The sequence below is a fragment of the Streptomyces lateritius genome (assembly GCF_014649715.1).
Classification (GTDB): Bacteria; Actinomycetota; Actinomycetes; order Streptomycetales; family Streptomycetaceae; genus Streptomyces; species Streptomyces lateritius.
This window is the reverse complement of sequence record NZ_BMTO01000014.1, coordinates 122,140-139,812: the sequence shown is the minus strand read 5'-3', so window position 1 is coordinate 139,812 and position 17,673 is coordinate 122,140. Positions and strand designations below refer to the sequence as shown.

At 69.6% G+C, this 17,673-nt stretch carries 14 protein-coding genes and 1 pseudogene; 5 read left to right on the top strand and 10 right to left on the bottom strand.

Annotation, left to right across the window (positions count from 1 at the left end):
* Positions 1 to 145 precede the first annotated feature (145 nt).
* The gene (locus IE136_RS26410; protein ID WP_189601594.1) at positions 146 to 580 is read left to right on the top strand and encodes a VOC family protein; all 435 of its coding nucleotides are present in this window, start codon (positions 146 to 148) and stop codon (positions 578 to 580) included.
* A 141-nt stretch (positions 581 to 721) separates the two neighbouring features.
* Complete coding sequence (locus IE136_RS26405) at positions 722 to 1,966, top strand: acyltransferase family protein (RefSeq protein WP_189601593.1); 1,245 nt, start codon at positions 722 to 724, stop codon at positions 1,964 to 1,966.
* A gap of 494 nt (positions 1,967 to 2,460) precedes the next feature.
* Here IE136_RS26405 and IE136_RS26400 read toward each other — a convergent pair whose 3' ends face one another.
* Complete coding sequence (locus IE136_RS26400; protein WP_189601644.1) at positions 2,461 to 2,856, bottom strand: RidA family protein; 396 nt, start codon at positions 2,854 to 2,856, stop codon at positions 2,461 to 2,463.
* Between the two features lie 137 nt (positions 2,857 to 2,993).
* Between IE136_RS26400 and IE136_RS26395 the strand changes: the two genes are divergently transcribed.
* Together IE136_RS26395 and IE136_RS26390 are read left to right on the top strand one after the other, a co-directional pair.
* The gene (locus tag IE136_RS26395; protein WP_189601592.1) at positions 2,994 to 3,968 is read left to right on the top strand and encodes a helix-turn-helix transcriptional regulator; all 975 of its coding nucleotides are present in this window, start codon (positions 2,994 to 2,996) and stop codon (positions 3,966 to 3,968) included.
* A 1,169-nt stretch (positions 3,969 to 5,137) separates the two neighbouring features.
* Positions 5,138 to 5,425, top strand: a complete 288-nt coding sequence (locus IE136_RS26390) for a hypothetical protein (protein WP_189601591.1) — start codon at positions 5,138 to 5,140, stop codon at positions 5,423 to 5,425.
* Between the two features lie 559 nt (positions 5,426 to 5,984).
* On the opposite strand, the gene IE136_RS26385 is transcribed toward IE136_RS26390, so the two are convergent.
* A complete protein-coding gene (locus IE136_RS26385) occupies positions 5,985 to 6,506 on the bottom strand; it encodes a DUF6584 family protein (RefSeq protein ID WP_158983774.1) in 522 nt (173 codons plus the stop codon).
* Positions 6,507 to 7,252: 746 nt separating this feature from the next.
* Between IE136_RS26385 and IE136_RS26380 the strand changes: the two genes are divergently transcribed.
* Positions 7,253 to 8,455: an alpha/beta hydrolase family protein gene (locus IE136_RS26380; RefSeq protein WP_189601590.1), complete on the top strand. Its 1,203-nt coding sequence runs from the start codon at positions 7,253 to 7,255 to the stop codon at positions 8,453 to 8,455.
* A 504-nt stretch (positions 8,456 to 8,959) separates the two neighbouring features.
* On the opposite strand, the gene IE136_RS26375 is transcribed toward IE136_RS26380, so the two are convergent.
* The 8 genes and pseudogenes from IE136_RS26375 to IE136_RS26340 form a co-directional block, all read right to left on the bottom strand.
* Complete coding sequence (locus IE136_RS26375; RefSeq protein ID WP_158983778.1) at positions 8,960 to 9,550, bottom strand: isochorismatase family protein; 591 nt, start codon at positions 9,548 to 9,550, stop codon at positions 8,960 to 8,962.
* A 319-nt stretch (positions 9,551 to 9,869) separates the two neighbouring features.
* Positions 9,870 to 12,488, bottom strand: a complete 2,619-nt coding sequence (locus IE136_RS26370; RefSeq protein ID WP_189601589.1) for an RICIN domain-containing protein — start codon at positions 12,486 to 12,488, stop codon at positions 9,870 to 9,872.
* A gap of 267 nt (positions 12,489 to 12,755) precedes the next feature.
* A pseudogene (locus IE136_RS26365) lies at positions 12,756 to 13,121 on the bottom strand (non-reducing end alpha-L-arabinofuranosidase family hydrolase); the annotation flags it as partial.
* A 216-nt stretch (positions 13,122 to 13,337) separates the two neighbouring features.
* Entirely contained in the window at positions 13,338 to 14,204 is an 867-nt protein-coding gene (locus IE136_RS26360; protein ID WP_373309144.1) for an expansin EXLX1 family cellulose-binding protein, read from the bottom strand.
* A gap of 1,006 nt (positions 14,205 to 15,210) precedes the next feature.
* Positions 15,211 to 15,405, bottom strand: coding sequence for a DoxX family protein (locus IE136_RS26355; protein ID WP_189601587.1), 195 nt, complete (start codon positions 15,403 to 15,405; stop codon positions 15,211 to 15,213).
* Between the two features lie 103 nt (positions 15,406 to 15,508).
* Positions 15,509 to 16,135 carry a malonic semialdehyde reductase gene (locus tag IE136_RS26350; protein WP_189601586.1) on the bottom strand — a complete coding sequence of 209 codons (627 nt, stop codon included), beginning with the start codon at positions 16,133 to 16,135 and terminating at the stop codon, positions 15,509 to 15,511.
* Positions 16,136 to 16,283: 148 nt separating this feature from the next.
* Positions 16,284 to 16,460 carry a hypothetical protein gene (locus IE136_RS26345; protein WP_189601652.1) on the bottom strand — a complete coding sequence of 59 codons (177 nt, stop codon included), beginning with the start codon at positions 16,458 to 16,460 and terminating at the stop codon, positions 16,284 to 16,286.
* A 648-nt stretch (positions 16,461 to 17,108) separates the two neighbouring features.
* Positions 17,109 to 17,663: a flavoprotein gene (locus tag IE136_RS26340; protein WP_158983786.1), complete on the bottom strand. Its 555-nt coding sequence runs from the start codon at positions 17,661 to 17,663 to the stop codon at positions 17,109 to 17,111.
* Between the last annotated feature and the right edge of the window lie 10 nt (positions 17,664 to 17,673).

Sequence of the window (17,673 nt, the reverse complement as noted above, 5' to 3'; positions counted from 1 at the left end):
CCTCAGGAGGCGGGGACTCCCGCCGAGCTCGGGTCACCCCCTGCGACCGCACGGCACAGCAGCGGCTCGCGAGGACCAAACCTCGTCAACATGCAAACGGCAAAAGGGAGATGAGCAACGGAACCCTCCCTGCTATGGTGCGCCGATGTCATCGATCAAGCAGTTCCAGGTCACCTTCGACTGCGCGGAACCTGAGCGCGTCGCTCGTTTCTGGTGCGAAGTGCTGGGGTACGTCGTGTCGCCGGTGCCGAAGGGGGTCGACACGTGGGACGACTATCATCGCTCGCTGCCGCCTGAGCATCAGGTGCAATGGTTCTCCTGCGCTGACCCCTCAGGGGCGGGCCCGAGACTGCTCTTTCAGCGCGTTCCCGAACGCAAGGTCGTCAAGAATCGGGTCCATCTCTGCGTGCGGGCCGGCACCGGGCTCGTGGGTGAGGAGCGCCTCGCCACACTCCAGGCCGAGTGCGCACGACTGGTCGCACTCGGCGCGGTACACGTGCGAACGCTGCTTGCCGATGAGGACAACGAGTCGTGCATCGTGATGCAGGACATCGAGGGCAACGAGTTCTGTCTCGACTGAGCATCCTCCGAGCCGGCGAGGTGAGTCGCCGTCCTCCTTTTGCCTCTCCTGGAGGTGGTCTCGTGAGGGGCGGGAGTTTCCAAGAGACACGCTCTAGCCTTGAATGACCACAGGGCGGCGGTCGACGGGGGTGGGTGCCGCATGACGACCCAGGACACTGCAGCGCGGCGGACCGAACTGGACACCATTCGGACCCTGGTCGTCATCGGCCTGGTCTTCTTCCATTCGGCACTGGTCTTCGACACCCGCGACGACTACTACGTGAAGAACGCCGAGACCACCGAGGCCACGACTGTCGCCGCCGCGCTCGCCGTCGTCTGGGCCATGCCTATGCTTTTCCTGATCGCAGGTGCCGGCTCCTGGCACTCGCTGCGTGAGCGAGGTCCCATCGGCTTCACCCGCGAGCGACTCCTGCGGCTCGGCGTCCCGCTCGCGGTTGCGACCGTCCTGCTGATCCCACTGCCCGTCTGGTTGCGGGAGCGAGCCGCGGACCCTGCGTACGACCAGTCCTACACCGATTTCCTGCCGCGCTTCCTCGACGTGCGATGGGAGTGGTCGAACGCGCCGTTCGTGCTGGAGGGCGAGTACTTCGAAACCGGCCATCTGTGGTTCGTGGTGCTGCTGTTCGCCTTCTCCCTGCTCCTGGCCGGGCTGGTCCCGCTGGTGAAGGGGGATGTCCGGCCGGCCCTCGGCGCTCTCACACGCCGGCGCGGAGCGATCCTCCTGCTGCCCGCCGTCCCGCTCACCCTCATCTGCGCCTTCGTCGGCCTGGAGGAGTCGTTCGCGGGCTGGAGCCGCTGGGCGTATCTGCTGTTCTTCCTGTACGGGTTCGGGCTCGCCGCCGACGAACGGATTCGCGCGGCCATGCGCCGTGACGCCGTGCTTGCGGTCGTGCCGGGACTCGCTCTGTTCCTCACGGGCCTCCCACTCTTCCTGCTCGCGGGCGAGGTGGAGGGCGGTGATCCGTTCACGGACATGACCGGTCTGGCGATCGGCGGCCGCGCGCTGTACGGGTCTGCGGGCTGGTGCCTGCTGGTCGCGATCCTGGGCCTCCTCGACCGGCGAGTGGCCGGCCGAGCGCCCCGCCCCGCCGACCGGTCTCCCGGCCCCGGCCTGCGGCTGTACGGATATCTCGCGGCCGGGGTGCTACCGCTCTACGTCCTCCACCAGCCCATCGTCGTCGGCGTGGCGTACGGGGTCGTCAGCTGGGAGGCGCCCATGCCGGTGAAGTATCTCGTCATCGCGTTCGGTTCGCTGGCCCTGACGATCGCCGCCTACGACCTCCTGGTCCGCCGCACCCGGGCGACCCGCTTCCTCTTCGGCGTACGTGAACCTTCCCGGGACACCTACTCGCCGGGCCACAGGTCGGGGCCGAAGATCTCGTAGGGCCGGCCGAAGAGTGCGACGCGGCGGGCAGCAGGGCTCACCCGTACCTGCGTGAAGGGACGACTCCCAGCACGGCGACCGGCGCTGAGAGGGCGTCTGCCGTACCGCGCCCGGCGTCCGGCTCGTGATCGTCGGCCTTTACGCGGTGGTCGGGGCCTCTATGATTCCGGCCCTGGCCGGAAACGCCGACCGTCTCACCGGCTATCTCCCGCGCACGCTGACGGTAGTCGCCGGAGTGCTGACGGCCGTGCTTGTGGTGCATGCCTGGCGCCTACTCTGTCGCTCCCCGGCTGGGGACCGGTGGACAAGCCAGGACGCGCGCGTGCGTAACACCCCTGCGTACGCGAGGCTCGCGGCCCTCCGGAGCCAGGAGCCTCATGTCAGTGCCCCTCCCGCTCGCCCCCGTCAGAACCGGCCCAGCTCACGAGCGAAAGGCGAAACCCGCTGCTCGGGCCGGTGGAACCGGCCCGAGCAGCAGAAGCGCCGACGTCGCATCACGCGACAGCGGTCCCCTCAAGCTCGACCATCTGGCCGGAGATCGCCAGTCGCGTCACTCCGAGCATGGTGGTGGTCGGCGCCACCTCGGCGGCGCCCAACCGCCCCTCCAGCACGCCGTAGTGCTGGAGGAGCAGATCGACGTCGGTCGTGTAGACGTTGAGCCGGACGAGGTTCGCGAGAGACATGCCGGCCTCGCCGAGCACGGCCTCCAGGTTGTCGATGCTCAGCGCCAACTGCGCCGCCATGTCACCGTCATGCCGGGGCTTGCCGTCGCCGCTCATCGCGGTCTGCCCCGAGATGTACAGGGTTCGGGTGTGCCCGGAGACGATCTCACCTTGGTTGAACCCCATCTCCACCGACCACGTGCCCGGGTTGACCGCCGTTCGTTCCATTGCCACGTCAGCTCCATTCAGATCATGGGGAGTACGTACGTCCATCGGCTCGACAGCCGCCGGCTTCGACGTCGTGCTCAACGAGCCTCGCAACAAATCACGACATCCTTAGTCATGTATTCCGCTAAAATTCCCGTATGCGCGCTGACCGGTTGGTCTCCCTGGTGCTGTTGCTCCGTCAGCGCGGTCGGCTGACTGCGGACACGCTCGCCCGCGAGCTGGAGGTGTCCACCCGCACCGTGCTGCGCGACATCGAGGCGCTGTCCGCGGCCGGCGTCCCGGTCTACGCCGAACGCGGGCGGCGCGGCGGTTTCGCGCTGTTGCCCGGATTCCGGACCAAGCTCACCGGACTGAACCACGACGAGGCCCTCGCCTTGCTGACCGCCGGATCGGGGCGAGGCGAGCAGGTATTCGGCCTCGGCTCGGCACTCGCTTCGGCGATGCGGAAGGTGGTCGACGCGCTACCCGAAAGCCACCAGGCCTCCGCGAGCGACGCGGCGCAGCGTTTTCTCGTCGACCCGGAGACCGACCTGCTCTCACGTCGGCTGGTCACTGAGGAGGTACCCGACACCACGATGATCGAGGTCCGGCGCGCGGTGCTCGCCGGACACAAGTTGCGCATCCACTACGCGGCGACAGGACAGACACCGCAGTGGCGCACGGTGGACCCGATCGGGCTGGTCACCGTACGCGACCGAGGCTACTTGCTGGCCACGAGATCTGGCGCGGACCGCACCTACCGGCTGTCGCGGGTGTTGGCCGCCGAGGAACTTCCCGAAGCGGCGCAGCGGCCAAACCGGGTCGATCTGGACCGGATCTGGCGGGAGCGCTCCGCTCGGTTTCTCTCCGGCGGCGACCACATCACCGTGCTGGTGCGGGTGAACCCGGCGCGGCGGGAGGACTTGCTGGACACCGCGCTGGCTGTCCGCGCCGAAGAACCCGACGCAGACGGCTGGCTGCGGCTGGAGGTGACCTTCCAGGATTCCCGCCACGCCGAATGGGCGCTGTGGCAGCTCGGCACGGACGCGGAAGCCCTGGCTCCGCAGTCGTTGCGCACCTCCCTGCGCCACCAGGCCTCCGCGATTGCCACCCGCTACGAAGACTCACCCTGAAACGGACTCAGAGGTCCCGACAGAACCCGCTGACGGTGTGACCGTCGGCTTGGGTGCTCGTTGGCCTGTCCGCCAGGAAGAGGAACCTTCGGCCGTGGATCGTCTCGGTTCGAACTGTGGTTGCCGGTCGAGCCGTTGTTGCCGTAGCCAGGCGAAGACGGTTGCCGGACGGCCGTGGATCCCTGATCAGCAGGCTCTGCGCGCGGCCGTGTTCGTCCTGCACACCGGCGGCCCATTTGCACACGTGGCCCAGGAGCTCGGCTTCGGTTCCGGCATGACGTGTTGGCGGCCGCTCGCCGTGGAACGAGGTCGGCGTGTGAGACCGTCTTCATGCCGTTCTGCTGACGGAGCTGCGGGCCGCGAAGCAGCTGGACTGATCCCGGGCGGTGATCGACTCCAGCCACGTCCGGGTCGCTCGGCGAGGCCCGAAGCGGACACCGTCCGGTTGACCGCTCGTCCGGACAGCAAGCACCACGTCCTGGTCGACGGGCAGGGCATCCCGCTGGCCGTGTCGCCGACCGGCGGCAACCGCAACGACATCACCCAGCTGATCTCTCTACTCGCGAAGGTCCCGTCCGATCCGCGCCCTCGGGCGTCGTCCGCATCCACATCCGCCGGGAAAGACGCGACCCGTCCCCGAAGCCGTCCTCGGCCTCGCCACTTGCCTCATCACCCACCACAACGCCCCATGCCACGGCCGACGAATCCGTGCGGACGCAGCTGCCACACCTTCGATGTGGGACGGGATCAGCAGGTGACGGTCTCTCACGCATCCCCGATCCCTGGGAGAAAGAAGACCACGCTGATGGCGGGCTCGTCCTCGGCGGATCGCGATCGTGGCGTACGCTCCGGCCGCATTGCACGTGCCTGGTCGGTGTCCTTCTACAGCCTGGAAGCCCTTGGCCGAGGGGATGGTCAAGTAGCCCCGCTCGGGGACAGCTGCTCATGACAGAGCTCGGATTCACCGCCGTCGCCGCCACACCAGCCGACCATCGGCCCCATCGCCAGCGGCGGCGCTCGGCATCCCGACACCGGCGTGCCACCTAACGAAAAGCGTGATACATCCCATATCGTCTGGCTCAGCAGTATCACTGAAAGCGACTCGTGCCGAGTCTGACGAAAGTGGAGATGCCGTGCGCAACCTTCGTAAGGCCGCTGTTGTGGCTGCCATGGTCGGGAGTATCAGCATGCTCGGGGCGGGTGTGGCTTCCGCCGACGACGCGTCTCACTACGGAGGCGGCAACGGCGCCGACCCGGCGCTGTGCCACCAGGAGATCCACCAGGGGACCGTCCAGAACGGCCTCATCAACATCGCCGATGTGGGGCTGGGGCTCCTCGGCAACGGCTCGGCGCCCGCACGCGCAAACCAGCAGATCTGCGCCAACGGCCCCGTCTTCGCCGAGAACGAGGCCGAATCCGGCGAGAACGACAACTTCCTCCTGCTCGACGTCCTGTGAGTGCCTGATTCCGAACCCTCCGGCCGCCGAGATCGGGCGGCTGGGAGCAGGGTGGAGATAGGCCAGTCGCCGGTCGGAGCCTGAGATCGATCAGGCACCTGCTCCCCGAGGAGCGCCAGGTGGCGGTGGTGCGAACCACCGCCACCTGGCGTCGGCGGCCACAACCGTCACTGCCACCCCATGCTCCAGAGCCTCACCTGTCTCATGGCTTCCCTTCGCGGAACGGTCACAATGACCGTTCCGCGAACGCATTCGCAGAGCTTTCTTGCGACTGCGGCAGCTTTACAGACGCTATTGAGGAAGCGGAAAAACTGGCGGGGGGAGTCAGTGACGCATCGCAGTCACGAGACGAATGCCCACTCCTTGTGCCCGGCTTCCGGGGCCCGTCCGCCCACACCACCCGTGCCGAGCGTGACAGCGCCGACGGTGGTGCAAGCGCCGCGCCCCGCGGGAAAATGAACTCTCCGATCGCGGCGAACCCGCTGCTCGGTGCTGTACGCCCGACCGGCCGGGGAGTGTGCTGGGCTCGTACACTCGCACGCCTGTGCTCCCGACGGCCCTACTCGAAGAGGGACATCACCCCAAGCACCCAGAGCCACACGTGCCCGACGACCCCCACGAGGCAGCCGCCGCCCATCACGACACCGCGGAACGTCCACCCCCCGGTATCCGGCTCGACCTCCTCGTCCCCCTCGTAGGAGGCCGGATCGTCCCAGTCGACCGGGCGCCCCAGCTGCTCGGCGCAGGCGGTCCGCACCGCGACCAGCTGTTCCTTCGCGAAGGCGGTGGCCGCCAGCGTCTCGGGGCCGCGCCAGGCGAGGGCCTTCATCCGCCACCCGGGAGACCCGTACCGCGCCTCAAAGGCGGTGATCTCCTCGGCGCTCCGGTCCTCTTCGAGGTACATCCAGCGCCCCGCCTCCGCCGCGTCCCCGTACAACCGATAGACCTCGGCGAGCCGACGGCGCAGCGTCAGGTCGTGAGGGAACGACGAGACCAGCCCGCGCAACCGCTGCCGCGCCATCGGTACCCGCCCGGCGGCGAGATCGGCGTCCACACGGGCGAGGGTGTTCAACTGAGACATGAACACATGATCGGGCACCGGGGTGCGGGGGCTCGACCCGTTTTACGCCGACGCCTCCCTCCGGCCCTCGGGGCGCCGATCGCCGGCCGCGACCTTCGGGTCAGGCTCCGGCGACCTCGGCCAGGTACGCCGACGTCATCTGCGGGTCGGACGTCGTGCGCGGTGCGGGCGCGCTGGGCGAGGACTGCGGGAGCTCCTCGACCCGCCCTGGCGGCGCGCCCTGACGGTCTTCTCCGCGTCGAACTCATGGAAAGCAGCGACGTCAGCGGATCCGCTCTGCGAATCACGGCCGTACAGGAAGCCCGGGAATCACCCGGCAGAGGTGCACGAGACGTACACGGGCTGCACGGCGGCAACGTGACACGAAGTGCAGCCCCGCGGGTCGCGGACGGCTGGGCCATGCCTGGGCGATGGGCAACGTCGCGATCGGATGTCCACAGACGTGGTCACATCACTCCAGTCCCGCCGATGCGGGCCGGGTGCGGATCGTGGTGGTAGCTGCCGTACACGCGGGCGGTCGCCTGCTGTTCGTCGCTCATGACGCCCAGCCTTCCAAACCCCGCCGACGGGCAAGGTCCCGGGAGACCGGGCATCTGGGGCCGAGGGCGTCAGGATTTCGAGAAGGCAGCCTGCGCCGCGTGCTCCACCGGGGGAGACCGGCGTCCGACCCGGGGTGTACGGCCCCGGCGGCGGTTGCGACCCTGGGAGGACGCGAGGCCCGGGGCCAGGACCGTAGCGTCCCCGACATGAACAAGCTGACCCGGGCGGCCGCCGCCGCCCTTCTCGCCTGCGCGGTCGCGTTACCGGCTGCCACCACCACCGCCACCGCCGCTCCCGCCCCGCCGCACACCGCCACAACCGCCCCGGACCGGCCGGCCGAAAGCATGCGGCTGCCGGCCCCCACCGGGCGGTACGGGGTGGGGAGTTCCGTCCTCCACCTCGTGGACCGCTCCCGCACCGACCCCTGGGTACCCGAGGCCGACGGCCGGGAACTCATGGTCACCCTGCACTACCCCGAGGCCCGCCCCACGACCGTCCGGCACACACCGGGCCGCCCCGCCCCGTACGCCACCCAGGAGGAAGCCCGGCTGCTGCTGAAGGGCGTGCCGGTCGAGGACCCGGCATCGGTACGGCAGGTGGCGCGGGCCCGTACGCACAGCGCGGTGGACGTGCGCCCTGCCCCGGGACGGCACCCTCTGGTGGTGCTCTCACCCGGCTTCGGCATGCCGCGGTTCACCCTCACCAGCCTCGCCGTGGACCTCGCCTCCCGCGGCTACGTCGTCGCCTCGCTCGACCACGCCTACGAGTCGTCCGGTACGTCGGTGCCGGGTGGGCGCACCCTGACCTGTGTCGCCTGCACCGTCATGGAGGAGAACGACTGGACCAAGGGCCACCTGGTGACCGGGGCCCGCGCCGCCGACACCCGGTTCGTCCTGGACCGGCTGACCGGCCCCCGGCCCACCTGGCGGTACGCGTCCTCCATCGACCGGACGCGGATCGGCATGGCCGGCCACTCGATCGGCGGCGCGAGCGCCGCCACCGCCATGGCCGCCGACCGGCGTATCGACGCCGGAGTGAACATGGACGGCACGTTCTGGGACACGCTGCCCGCCGACGGGCTCGGCGGACGTCCGTTCCTGATGCTGGGCACCGACGAGTTCCACCGGCCGGGCGGCGAGGACACCTCCTGGGACACCACCTGGGCAGCCCTGAGCGGCGAGAAGCACTGGCTGGCTGTCGACGGCGCCGACCACCTCGGCTTCTCCGACGCGCCCGTGCTCCTCAGCCACTTCGGCCTCCCCAGCGGTGACCTCTCGGCCGGGCGCGCGGTGGCGGTCACCCGCGCGTACGTCGCCGCCTTCTTCGACGAGCACCTGCGGGGCAGGGACCAACCGCTCCTCGACGGCCCGGACCCGACCCATCCGGAGGTACAGTTCCACCGCCCCTGAGCCGAGCGCAGACGACCGGACGAAGGGCAGGCCCGCCGCCGTTGGCCCGCCCTGCACCGGACCAACGGCCCCACGGCGCGTCAGCGCCTTCGTCGGGGGCTCGGCCGGTGTTGCCGTACCGCCGTACCGGCGACCGCTGGGGCATCCTGTCGACCGGTTCCCCGGCGTTCGGCAGTATTGACCCGGACGTTCCGGGTCTTCCCCCCCACTCCCCCGGTACCGGGCCTTCCCCCCGATCTCCTGCGGCATCTTCTGCCCCCGCCATCGCCGAGTGAGTGCATTGGGGAGAGCGCCCGGCCGGTGAGGCACCGCATGAGGTCCGTGCCCGGCAAAGGGGATGTCAGTGGGCCGTGCAACCATGGACGGATGCCCGGCGGCGCCCCATCACGGTCGAGTCGTTGGCGGCGGACCTTGCGGTGAAGGTCGGCGACCTTTCTGTCCTCAGGTGTCGAGGACGATCTTCGCGTCGGTCTCGCACGACCCGGCCCCACGCTTCAGCGGGAACTACTGGGCGGGCACAGCGCCGGTCACAGTGACGCCTGCCTGCTGGAAGTCGTCAAGGGCTGCGGCGGTGGTGTGGGGTGCGACCCCGACGGCGTAGTCCAGGCATACGCGTGCGCGGAATCCCGCCTTCACTGCGTCCAGCGCGGTCGCGCGGACGCAGTGGTCGGTGGCGATGCCGACCACGTCGACGTCCTCGACCCCGCGGGTGCGGAGCCAGTCGGCCAGGGAGGTGCCCTGTTCGTCGGCTCCTTCGAAGCCGCTCTTGGAGGCGCTGTGGGCGCCCTTGAAGAAGACGGCGTCGACCTTGCCGCCGGTGACGGCGGGGGCGAAGTTGGGGTGGAACTCGCTGCCCTCGCCTCCTGCCACGCAGTGGACGGGGAAGCTGTCCTTGAAGTCGGGGGTGTCGGAGAAGTGACTTCCCGGGTCGATGTGGTGGTCCCGCGTGGCGACGATGTACTGGTAGTCGCCACCCGCGCTCCGCTCGATGAGCTCGGCGATCGCGGTCGCGATCCGCGCGCCTCCCTCGACGGGAACACTGCCTCCTTCACAGAAGTCTTTCTGCACGTCCACGACGATCAGGCTTCGGCTCATCACGTACACCTTTCGGTACGACTACGACCTCCGCGTTCTACCGGCTCCTTACGTCTGCCGGGAGGTCCGGCGGGCTGCGCTCACCCGCACGGCCGAGGACGTTCACCGCAGGAACGATTCGCGCTGTCGAAGGCGGTGGAAGTGCCGGGGCCGCGTCCGGGGGCGTGGTGCCGCCGGACGCGGTGACGAGTCATGGATGGGTTGTTTCGCTTCGAACGATCGGAATCCCGGCCAGGGAGCTCATCAACCGTGGCGTGTTGGAGAGCGGCGGTGGCGGGGCCGCAGGCTGTTGCGCCTGTGGCCCCGCTCGGCGTTGGGGTCAGGACGGGTCGCCGTACTGGAGGCCGCGTCCGTTGGTGCCGACGTAGACGCGCCCGTAAGTGTCCGGGTCGCCGGTGATGACGCCGACGCCCCCGATGCTGCCCCACTGGTGGGCGTCGTCGTTGACGCGGAGCCAGGTGGCGCCCTTGTCGGTGGAGCGGAAGACTCCGGTGACGTCCTTGACGGTACCGATCAGGTACAGGGCCTGATAATCGGCGCCCGGCGCGGCCTTGCCGAAGCCGAGGGCGGAGGCGGACTTCACCGTTTTGAGCGTGGTGAAGGTGCGGCCGCCGTCGGTGGAGTGCAGCAGCCCCTCGCCACCGCCGGCGATCCACAGGTCTCCGGCGATGCCGGGGACGGCCGTGAGGTCTCCGCCGGGCAGGCTGGTGGCGCGGGCGGTGAAGGTCGCGCCGCCGTCGGTGCTGGCGTAGAGCGTGCCGCCGGCCAGGGAGTAGAAGGTCTTGGCCGAGGAGCGGTCGGCGACGACCACGGCGCCGGTGCCCAGGCCGCTGACCTTCGACCAGCTCAAGCCCTTGTCGGTCGAGCGGTACGGGGCCTGGCCGGCCTGGGTCCAGACGATGGCGGAGCCGTCCGCCGCGAGCGCGACCTGGCCGCTGTCGGCGCTGCCTACCGGCTCTGCCTTGAAGCCGTTCCAGCTGCTGCCGCCGTCGGTGGAGTAGGCGCCGTCCTGCGCGCCGCCACGGCCGACACGGACCATCAGCGAGGGGTTGGACTGGGCGAAATCGATGTCGGTGCTGGTGATCATCATCGGGTTGTCCAGCCGCCCCGCGGGCACCTTGGTCAGGGAGTCGTGGCGGAAACCGCCCAGGTCGCCCATGGCGCTGATGACGGTGGCGCCGCCGGGCGGGGCGATCGCGTCGAACAGGGCGGTCTCCTCCAGCCCTCGGGCCCCCACGATCCAGTGGCTGGTGCCGCCGCTGTCGGTGGCGTTGGCGTCCTTGCTGCGCCAGATGCCGCCGCCGGTGCCATAAAGCACGTGCCCGGAGTTGAAGGGGTCGATGGCCAGGGCGGTCATCCAGTGCCCGATGCCGGTACCGACATACGGAGCGCCGGAGGGGTCCCGCTCCGATTTCGCGGCCTGGGCCTTCCAGGTCGTGCCGCCGTCGGTGCTCCGGTACAGCTCGTCCTGGGGCCACCAGCGGTGCAGGGTGGCGACCATCACCGTGGACGGCTTCTGCGGGTCGACGGCCAGACCCGAGAAGCCGTAGTGGCCCTGGGACGGGGAGACGTTCTTCCACGCCCCGCCGGCCGGCGTGTACTTCCACACCGAACCCGCCGTCGCATCGCCGATGGAGTCGGCGTACGTCAGGTACAGCGAGCCGTCACCGGAGACCACGCCGTGCTGCGGCATATGGCCGGTGGGCTGCCCCGAGACGGCCTGCCAGGTGTTGCCGCCGTCGGTGGAGCGGTACAGGGAGGTGGACTTGTCGGCGACGCCGACGTAGACCGTCTTGCTGCCGGCCGGGCCGTACGTCACGAAGGCGATGCCCGCGCCGCTGCTCGCCCCGTCCTTGACGGGGAACGAGGAGACCTGACTCCAAGTCGCGCCGTGGTCGGTGCTGCGCCACAGGCCGTTCTTGCGGGTGCCCAGCAGCAGGGTGCCGTTGTCCGCGGGATTGATCGCCAGCCGCTCACCCGCCCCACGACCGTGCTCGTTGGCGCCCAGTTTGAAAGGCAGAGCGGTGCGCTGGAAGGAGCGGCCCCGGTCCGTGGAGCGCAGGAGCTCGGCGTTGCCGGCCCAGCCGTTGGTGTAGGTGCCCGCCGCGAGGTAGAGCCGGTCGGGGTCGACGGGGTCTGTGGCCAGCGAATCGATGCCCAGCAGGTTCCAGTCCTTCTCGCCGACCCAGTCGGTCAGCGGGATCCACTGCTCGGCCGCGGCGTCGCAGCGGTAGGCACCGCCCATGTCGGTGCGCGCGTACAGCAGACCCTTCTCGCGCGGGTTGAACACCAGCCCGGTGACGTAACCGCCGCCCACCACCTGGGCGTTGTTCCATACGTACGATCCGGCCGCGGCCGCCTGGGATCCGGCCGCCTTCACCAGCTTCCACTGCTGGTTGGTACTGCCCTTGCCGTGAAACTGGATGACTGCCGCGCCGTCGGCCGTGGAGCCTCCGGAGACGTCCAGGACCCGGCCGCTTCTGCGGGAGGTGAAGGTGACGGCTTCGGAACCGCTCACCCCGTCGATTCGCCACTCCTGGGAGGTGGAAGAGCTGTCGGTCTGTTGCTCAGTGACGGCCTTTTCGGCCGTCGAATCGCCCGCTATTCCGAGCACCTTGCCGCTGTTGCGGTTCACCAGCTCGTAGTATCCGTCCCCGGTGGGCCGCAGCCTCCACTGCTGGTTGGCGGTGTTCTGGTCGGTCCACTGCTGGATACGGGTGCCGTCGGCGGTGGAGAAGCCGTTGACGTCCAGCACCTTGCCGCTGTGTACGGAAACCAGCCGGTAATAGGCGTCACCGTCGACCGTCGCTGCCTGCGAGTCCTCCTGCACGAACAGGAGATACGGCACGACGAGGGCGGGCGCGCCGAGCAGCAGACCGGTCGCGGTCCAGCGACGGCGGTGACGCCCGCGGCGCCCGCCGTTCGTGGGGTTCTTCATCGGAAAGTCTTCTCCTTGCATGCCGTTCACAGACAAAAGGCGGATCCAGGCTCCGGACTGGCCGGATCCAACTCCTTGTCGCCACAGGCTCCGCGGAGGGTTGCCTCGGGCCGGAGACTTTCTTTCACGTCACCTCGTGGTGCGGCAGTCGAAGCCGGATGGAAATGCCATCCCGCTGCCCGCTCGCGCGCAGTGGTCGGAGCGCCTGCGGCAAGTTTCCGGCTGGCGGGGGCAGGCCCCAAGGGGAGCCGGGGGTCCGCGATCGCGGTTGGTCTGAGTGAGAAGGCCGAGCCGCCACGGGAGGGTGTTGTAGTCGCCGCTCGCGGTCGGGTTCATGCCCTGGTAGAGGTACTGGAGTCGGCAGGCGGGGACGGTCAGTGTCTGGTCGTGGCCGGCACGGATCATCTCGCCGTGGCTGATGTCCCCGGTCAACCTCCCGGACGGGAAGGTGACGTTGTTCGCCCTGGCTAAGGGGTCGCTCTCGAACGCGGCCATGGGTGTCCAGGAGCCGGCGAGGTTGCCCGTCGTCCAGGAGCGGCAAAACACGTTGCTCGCCTCGAAGAAGGCGAATGTGGAGCCATGGGCCGCGATGACAGTGTTGGTGAAGCCGTTCGGGCACTGGCCGAAAGCGGTCGTCGGTGCCTGCGCGACGTCGAGCTCGGTGATCTGGACGTCCCCGCCCAGGGCGGCGAAGTTCCACTACGTCGTCTGGAAACTGGCGGGCGGCGCGCCGGCGCCGAAGTGGGACCGGAGGCCCGACGCGGTCGATGGGCACGCCGCGCGTCTGAACTCGCGCACCGTGCGGTAGACGCCCTCTTCGGTGGAGGGGCGGCATGGTGGTCGGACAGATCAGTGCCGTGTGAACTGGACCTGTGACGGCTGCACGGCTTCCGGCCGCAGAGCGATCCCGTTGATGGTCAACCGTTCTCCGTAGATGTCGGTGATCCTGATGGCGCCGCCACACCCGCTGCCGTCCGGAGAGAGGAAGTAGTTGTACTCGGTGCGGGCCAGCTGGCGCCAGCCGCTGCTGGTGCGGACTTCCAGCTGCGCGAGCGGGTTGCGGTGGCCGATTGCCTGGATGCCGCACCAGTAGGGGCTGGATCCGTTCTTGTAGCGGATCGAAATCGTGCCCGGTGTGTCGGGGCTCAACAGGCGCCAGGTGATCGCGATCCGGCCGGTCGAGATGGGGGCGAGTTTGGCGAAGGCCTGCTCGCTGAGGTCGAGCTGGCCGGGTGCGCAGGGCAGGGGGCATTCGTTGGTGATCCGGACTGTGACGGAGGTGCCGTTCGCTCCGCGGACGAGCACGTGCGCCCCGCAGGCTTTGGACGTCTCGTAGTCGGTGGTGTTCATCGCCGCGATCATCATGTCGTCGCTCGGGCCGTACGAGCAGGCGCCGTCCCCGACTCCTGCCTGGTAAACGGTGGCGACTCCCTGGTAGGTGCTCTTGGGGCGGATCCGCCCGGCAAGGGATGACGTGGGAGCGGTCCTTTGCGGCGAAGCCGATGTCGTCGCCGCCGACGTGGTCGGTGAGGCATTCGGGGGCGTGGCCCCGGCCGGCGTCGGAGTCCTCGCGCCGGCTGACGGGGCCACGGAGGAAGCCGACGGGGAAGCAGTAGGGGGCTTCTTGCCAGGCGGTGTCGGCGGGAGACTCCCCTGAGATTCGGCGACAGCCGTGGCCGGGGCCCGCCCGGCTTCCTCCTTGCGGTCCGATTGCATCGTCATGACCAGGCAGACGAGGAGACCCGTGAAGACCAACCCCGTGGTGGTGCCCACCATCAGCTCTCGTCTGCGCCTGCGCTGTCGCGCGGCCTGGCGTGTCTCTTGCATGTTCATCCGTTCCGGAAGAGCGTGTCGGTCTCTCACCACTCAGTGGCCGCAGGGAACGAGAAGGTTGCCGCCGAATCGCGGTCGAATCGGGTGCCGCCACATGAGCAGCGACGGCAGCGCTGGCCCGGGTCTCTGGGGCGTGCGGCCCCTCGGCCGGCAGCATGTGGCAAGCGGGTTCGACGCGAGTGAGAGGTTTCTCAACCGACCACTCCCCCGCCGGGTGCTCCCGCCCTCTGTCCTCGGTACTGGCGCCGGCCGGGGTGAACGGTCAGGGGCGACCACCGCAGCGCGTCCCGGCCAGGGTGGGCAAGCCGCTGTTTCAGGCGGCTTGCCCAGGCTCTCCTCGGGGTTGCCCAGCAGATCAGGCCGGCTCCCCCAGCGGCTGGGAAGCCTCGTGCCGTCGCAGGGGAAGCACCGCACGCCGCCGAGCGTGCGGCGGGCACCGATGGTGCCGGTGGCGTGCCGCAGGAACGGGGCGAGGCCGTCGCCGCCTCAAGCATGGCGCGCGCCTCGGTGCGCCACCGCGCACGCGAGCTCGCCACCTGGGCTGAGTGGGACACCTCTCGCAACCGCTGCTGACCCGCGCTGTCCTGTGCGGTTGAGGAGGAGATCGCATGCCGTCCGTGCCCGGTAGGCGGGAAAACGCACGGCCGTCGTGGGCTCCGGAGCTTCGGCCCACACGGCCCTGCCGTACCTGGCCGACCTCACGAAGGAGGCCGAAGACACCCACGCGGTAGGGATCCCGAGCCATGGGTTCTTGCCGCTCGGCGTTCGGCGGGGGTGAAGCCGATTCAACTCCCGGCTCGTGGCGCCCTCGGGCGCGCCGCACGCAGACGCGGTCACCGGCTTCCGCACCGCGGCGGTGGGCCGGGACTCGCGCCGCCGCCCCCGCGGATCACAACCCGGCGTCGGCGAGGAGCAGGCCGACGGCGCCCGCCAACTCAAGCGCGCCGATGAGGCGGTAGGCCGCAGTGCTGAAGCCCGCATGTGCAGCCATCTCGGGCATGGGTTTCAGGGCCAGGAGCTTGGCCACGCTCAGCAGGGTGAAGATCAACACGATGAGACAGATAACTGTGATGGACAGGTACATGAGTCCTGGCGGTGTGTGTGTGGGGGGGCAATGAGAAATGAGCGCCGGTGTGGGGAGAGGTCCGGCGCGCAGGGGATGGCGCAGTTCGCCTCTGCGAGTGCCTTCAGGCCCAGGCGACGGCGTCCTCGACGGACACGCGGGGCAGCCGCGGGAACCACGGGTCGGTACCGGGGTGACCGATGTTGACCACCAGGTGCGAACGCCAGCTGGTACCGGCGAAGAACTCCTCGTCCACGCCGTCCCTGTTGAAGCCCGCCATGGGGCCGGCCGCCAGCCCCGCCGCGCGCACTGCGAGCAGGAAGACCCCCGTCTGCAGTGCTGAGTTGTACGCAGCGATGCTCTCGCGCTTCTCGATCTGGTCGGCGAACACCGCTCGCAGCCTCTCGCCGCGGGCCGGGAAGACGGTCGGCATCTGGTCGTGGAAGTCGACGTCGTACGCGAGGATCGCCACGGCCGGCGCACTGAGTGTCTTGGCCCTGTTGCCCTCGTCGAGATGCCGGACGAGTCGCTCCTTGCCCGCTCGGGTGCGCAGGAAGAGCACGCGCAGAGGCTGGCCGTTGGCGGCGCTCGGGGACCAGCGGGCCATTTCCCAGATCGCGGCGAGTTCGTCGTCGACAACGGCCGTTGCGGCGAAGGGGTTCGCGGTGCGGGCCTCGGTGAACAGCGTCTTTCGTCCGGCCTCGTCAAGGACATCGAGGCGGGTCCGGGGTTCGCGGTCGGTCGTGCTCATGGTTTCTCTCTTGCTTCGATTGTGCGAATGGTGTGGTGCCGCGGCGGGTTGACCGCCCCGGCACAACTCCCGTGGGGACGGGACTTGCGGATCCGGGCGGGGCACGAGGACCAGGTGCTGTCACGGGAGCCTGTGTTCCCCTGCCGACTCATGTGTGGGGTGCCGACCGCCTCTTCCGCTCCGCTCCCAGGCGGGCGAAGTAGGCGATCAGGTCGGGGTTGTCGACCGCCGCGGGGTTCAGGACCTGCTCGGTGCGGGCACCCTGGATCAGGCGCTTGACCGGAACCTCGAGCTTCCGCAGCGCTCCGCCGACCCCTCCGGGCACCTCGCGCTCATCCCTGCCGTACGGCTCGCTGGCGCTCCGGGCGACGACCCTTCCCACTTCTCGGCTTTGCCGAGCTGCGGACGCAGCTATCACCGAGTCCTGGCACATGCCGGCGCTGTCGGCTACGCCCTCGGACCGTTCGTCACCAACGTGATCGCCGACCGTCGAACCGTGGCCCACGCCGAGAGCGCCCCGGCGGAGGTGGACGCATTCAGAGCGGCCGTCGCGCTGTTGACCCACCGGCTGTCCACCGCCGGCCTCGCCGGCCTCTTCCATGTCCGCTGCCCAGTGGCGTGCGCCTTGGGCGAGTTGTGACAAGCCGCCGAGGTGGCATCCGGCAAGCGGCGGCACCGCGCCCTGCCGCGGGCGCATGGCCGCCGCCGAGCACGAGAGCCGGGGGGATGCTGATCCTCAGGCCGCCTCATTGGTCGCGGATCACCCTTCAGCGCAAGGGCGAGTCGGGGGCGGGTGTCAGTACGGTCTCCGCTACGCCCACGATCTGGCTGAGGTCGAAGCCCTCCACGTCGGCGCGGAATTCGGGGCTGGCCAGCTAAGCCTGAAGCCGCTCCTGCACGTCGTCGGCGTCCTCGTAGGAGACGAGGGCGTACAGCTGGGGCGCCTCACTGCGGGGAGTCGACGCCCTGCGGCTCAAGGCCGTGCGGCCGGACCGAGTACGTCAGCGACGGCGTCGAGGACGGCCCGCCACGGGTACGTGGCGGAGTCGCCCTGGCCTGGCTCGTTCGGGGTGAAGCCACCTTCGCCGTACAGCACCCGGACCCCGGCTCCCCGGAGGGTTTCGATCGAGCGCTCGAACTGGGGGTGCGCAACGTACGCCCGGTTCACGCACGGCATCGTCGCCATGGGGATGCCCTTGCCGATGCCCTCGGCTACCACGCCGACGAGCCACTTGTCCGTGATCCCGAGCGCCCACTGGTTGATCGTGTTGAAGGTCGCCGGTGCCACGACGACGGCGTCCGGCTTCGGCCACACATCCGGCTGCCCGGGGAAACGGTAGTCCCAGCGGACCGGATGGCCGGTGAGAGCAGCCAGTCCGTCGAGGGATTCGGCGAGCCAGCCGGCCGCCGCCGGGGTGAGACCGAGGCATACGTCCCAGCCGTCGGCCTGCGCCTCCTCGATGACGCGGGCGACGTCGAAGACGGGCGGGGCCGCGCTGCTGAACAGATACAGGGTCGGAGTGGTCATGGTGATATCC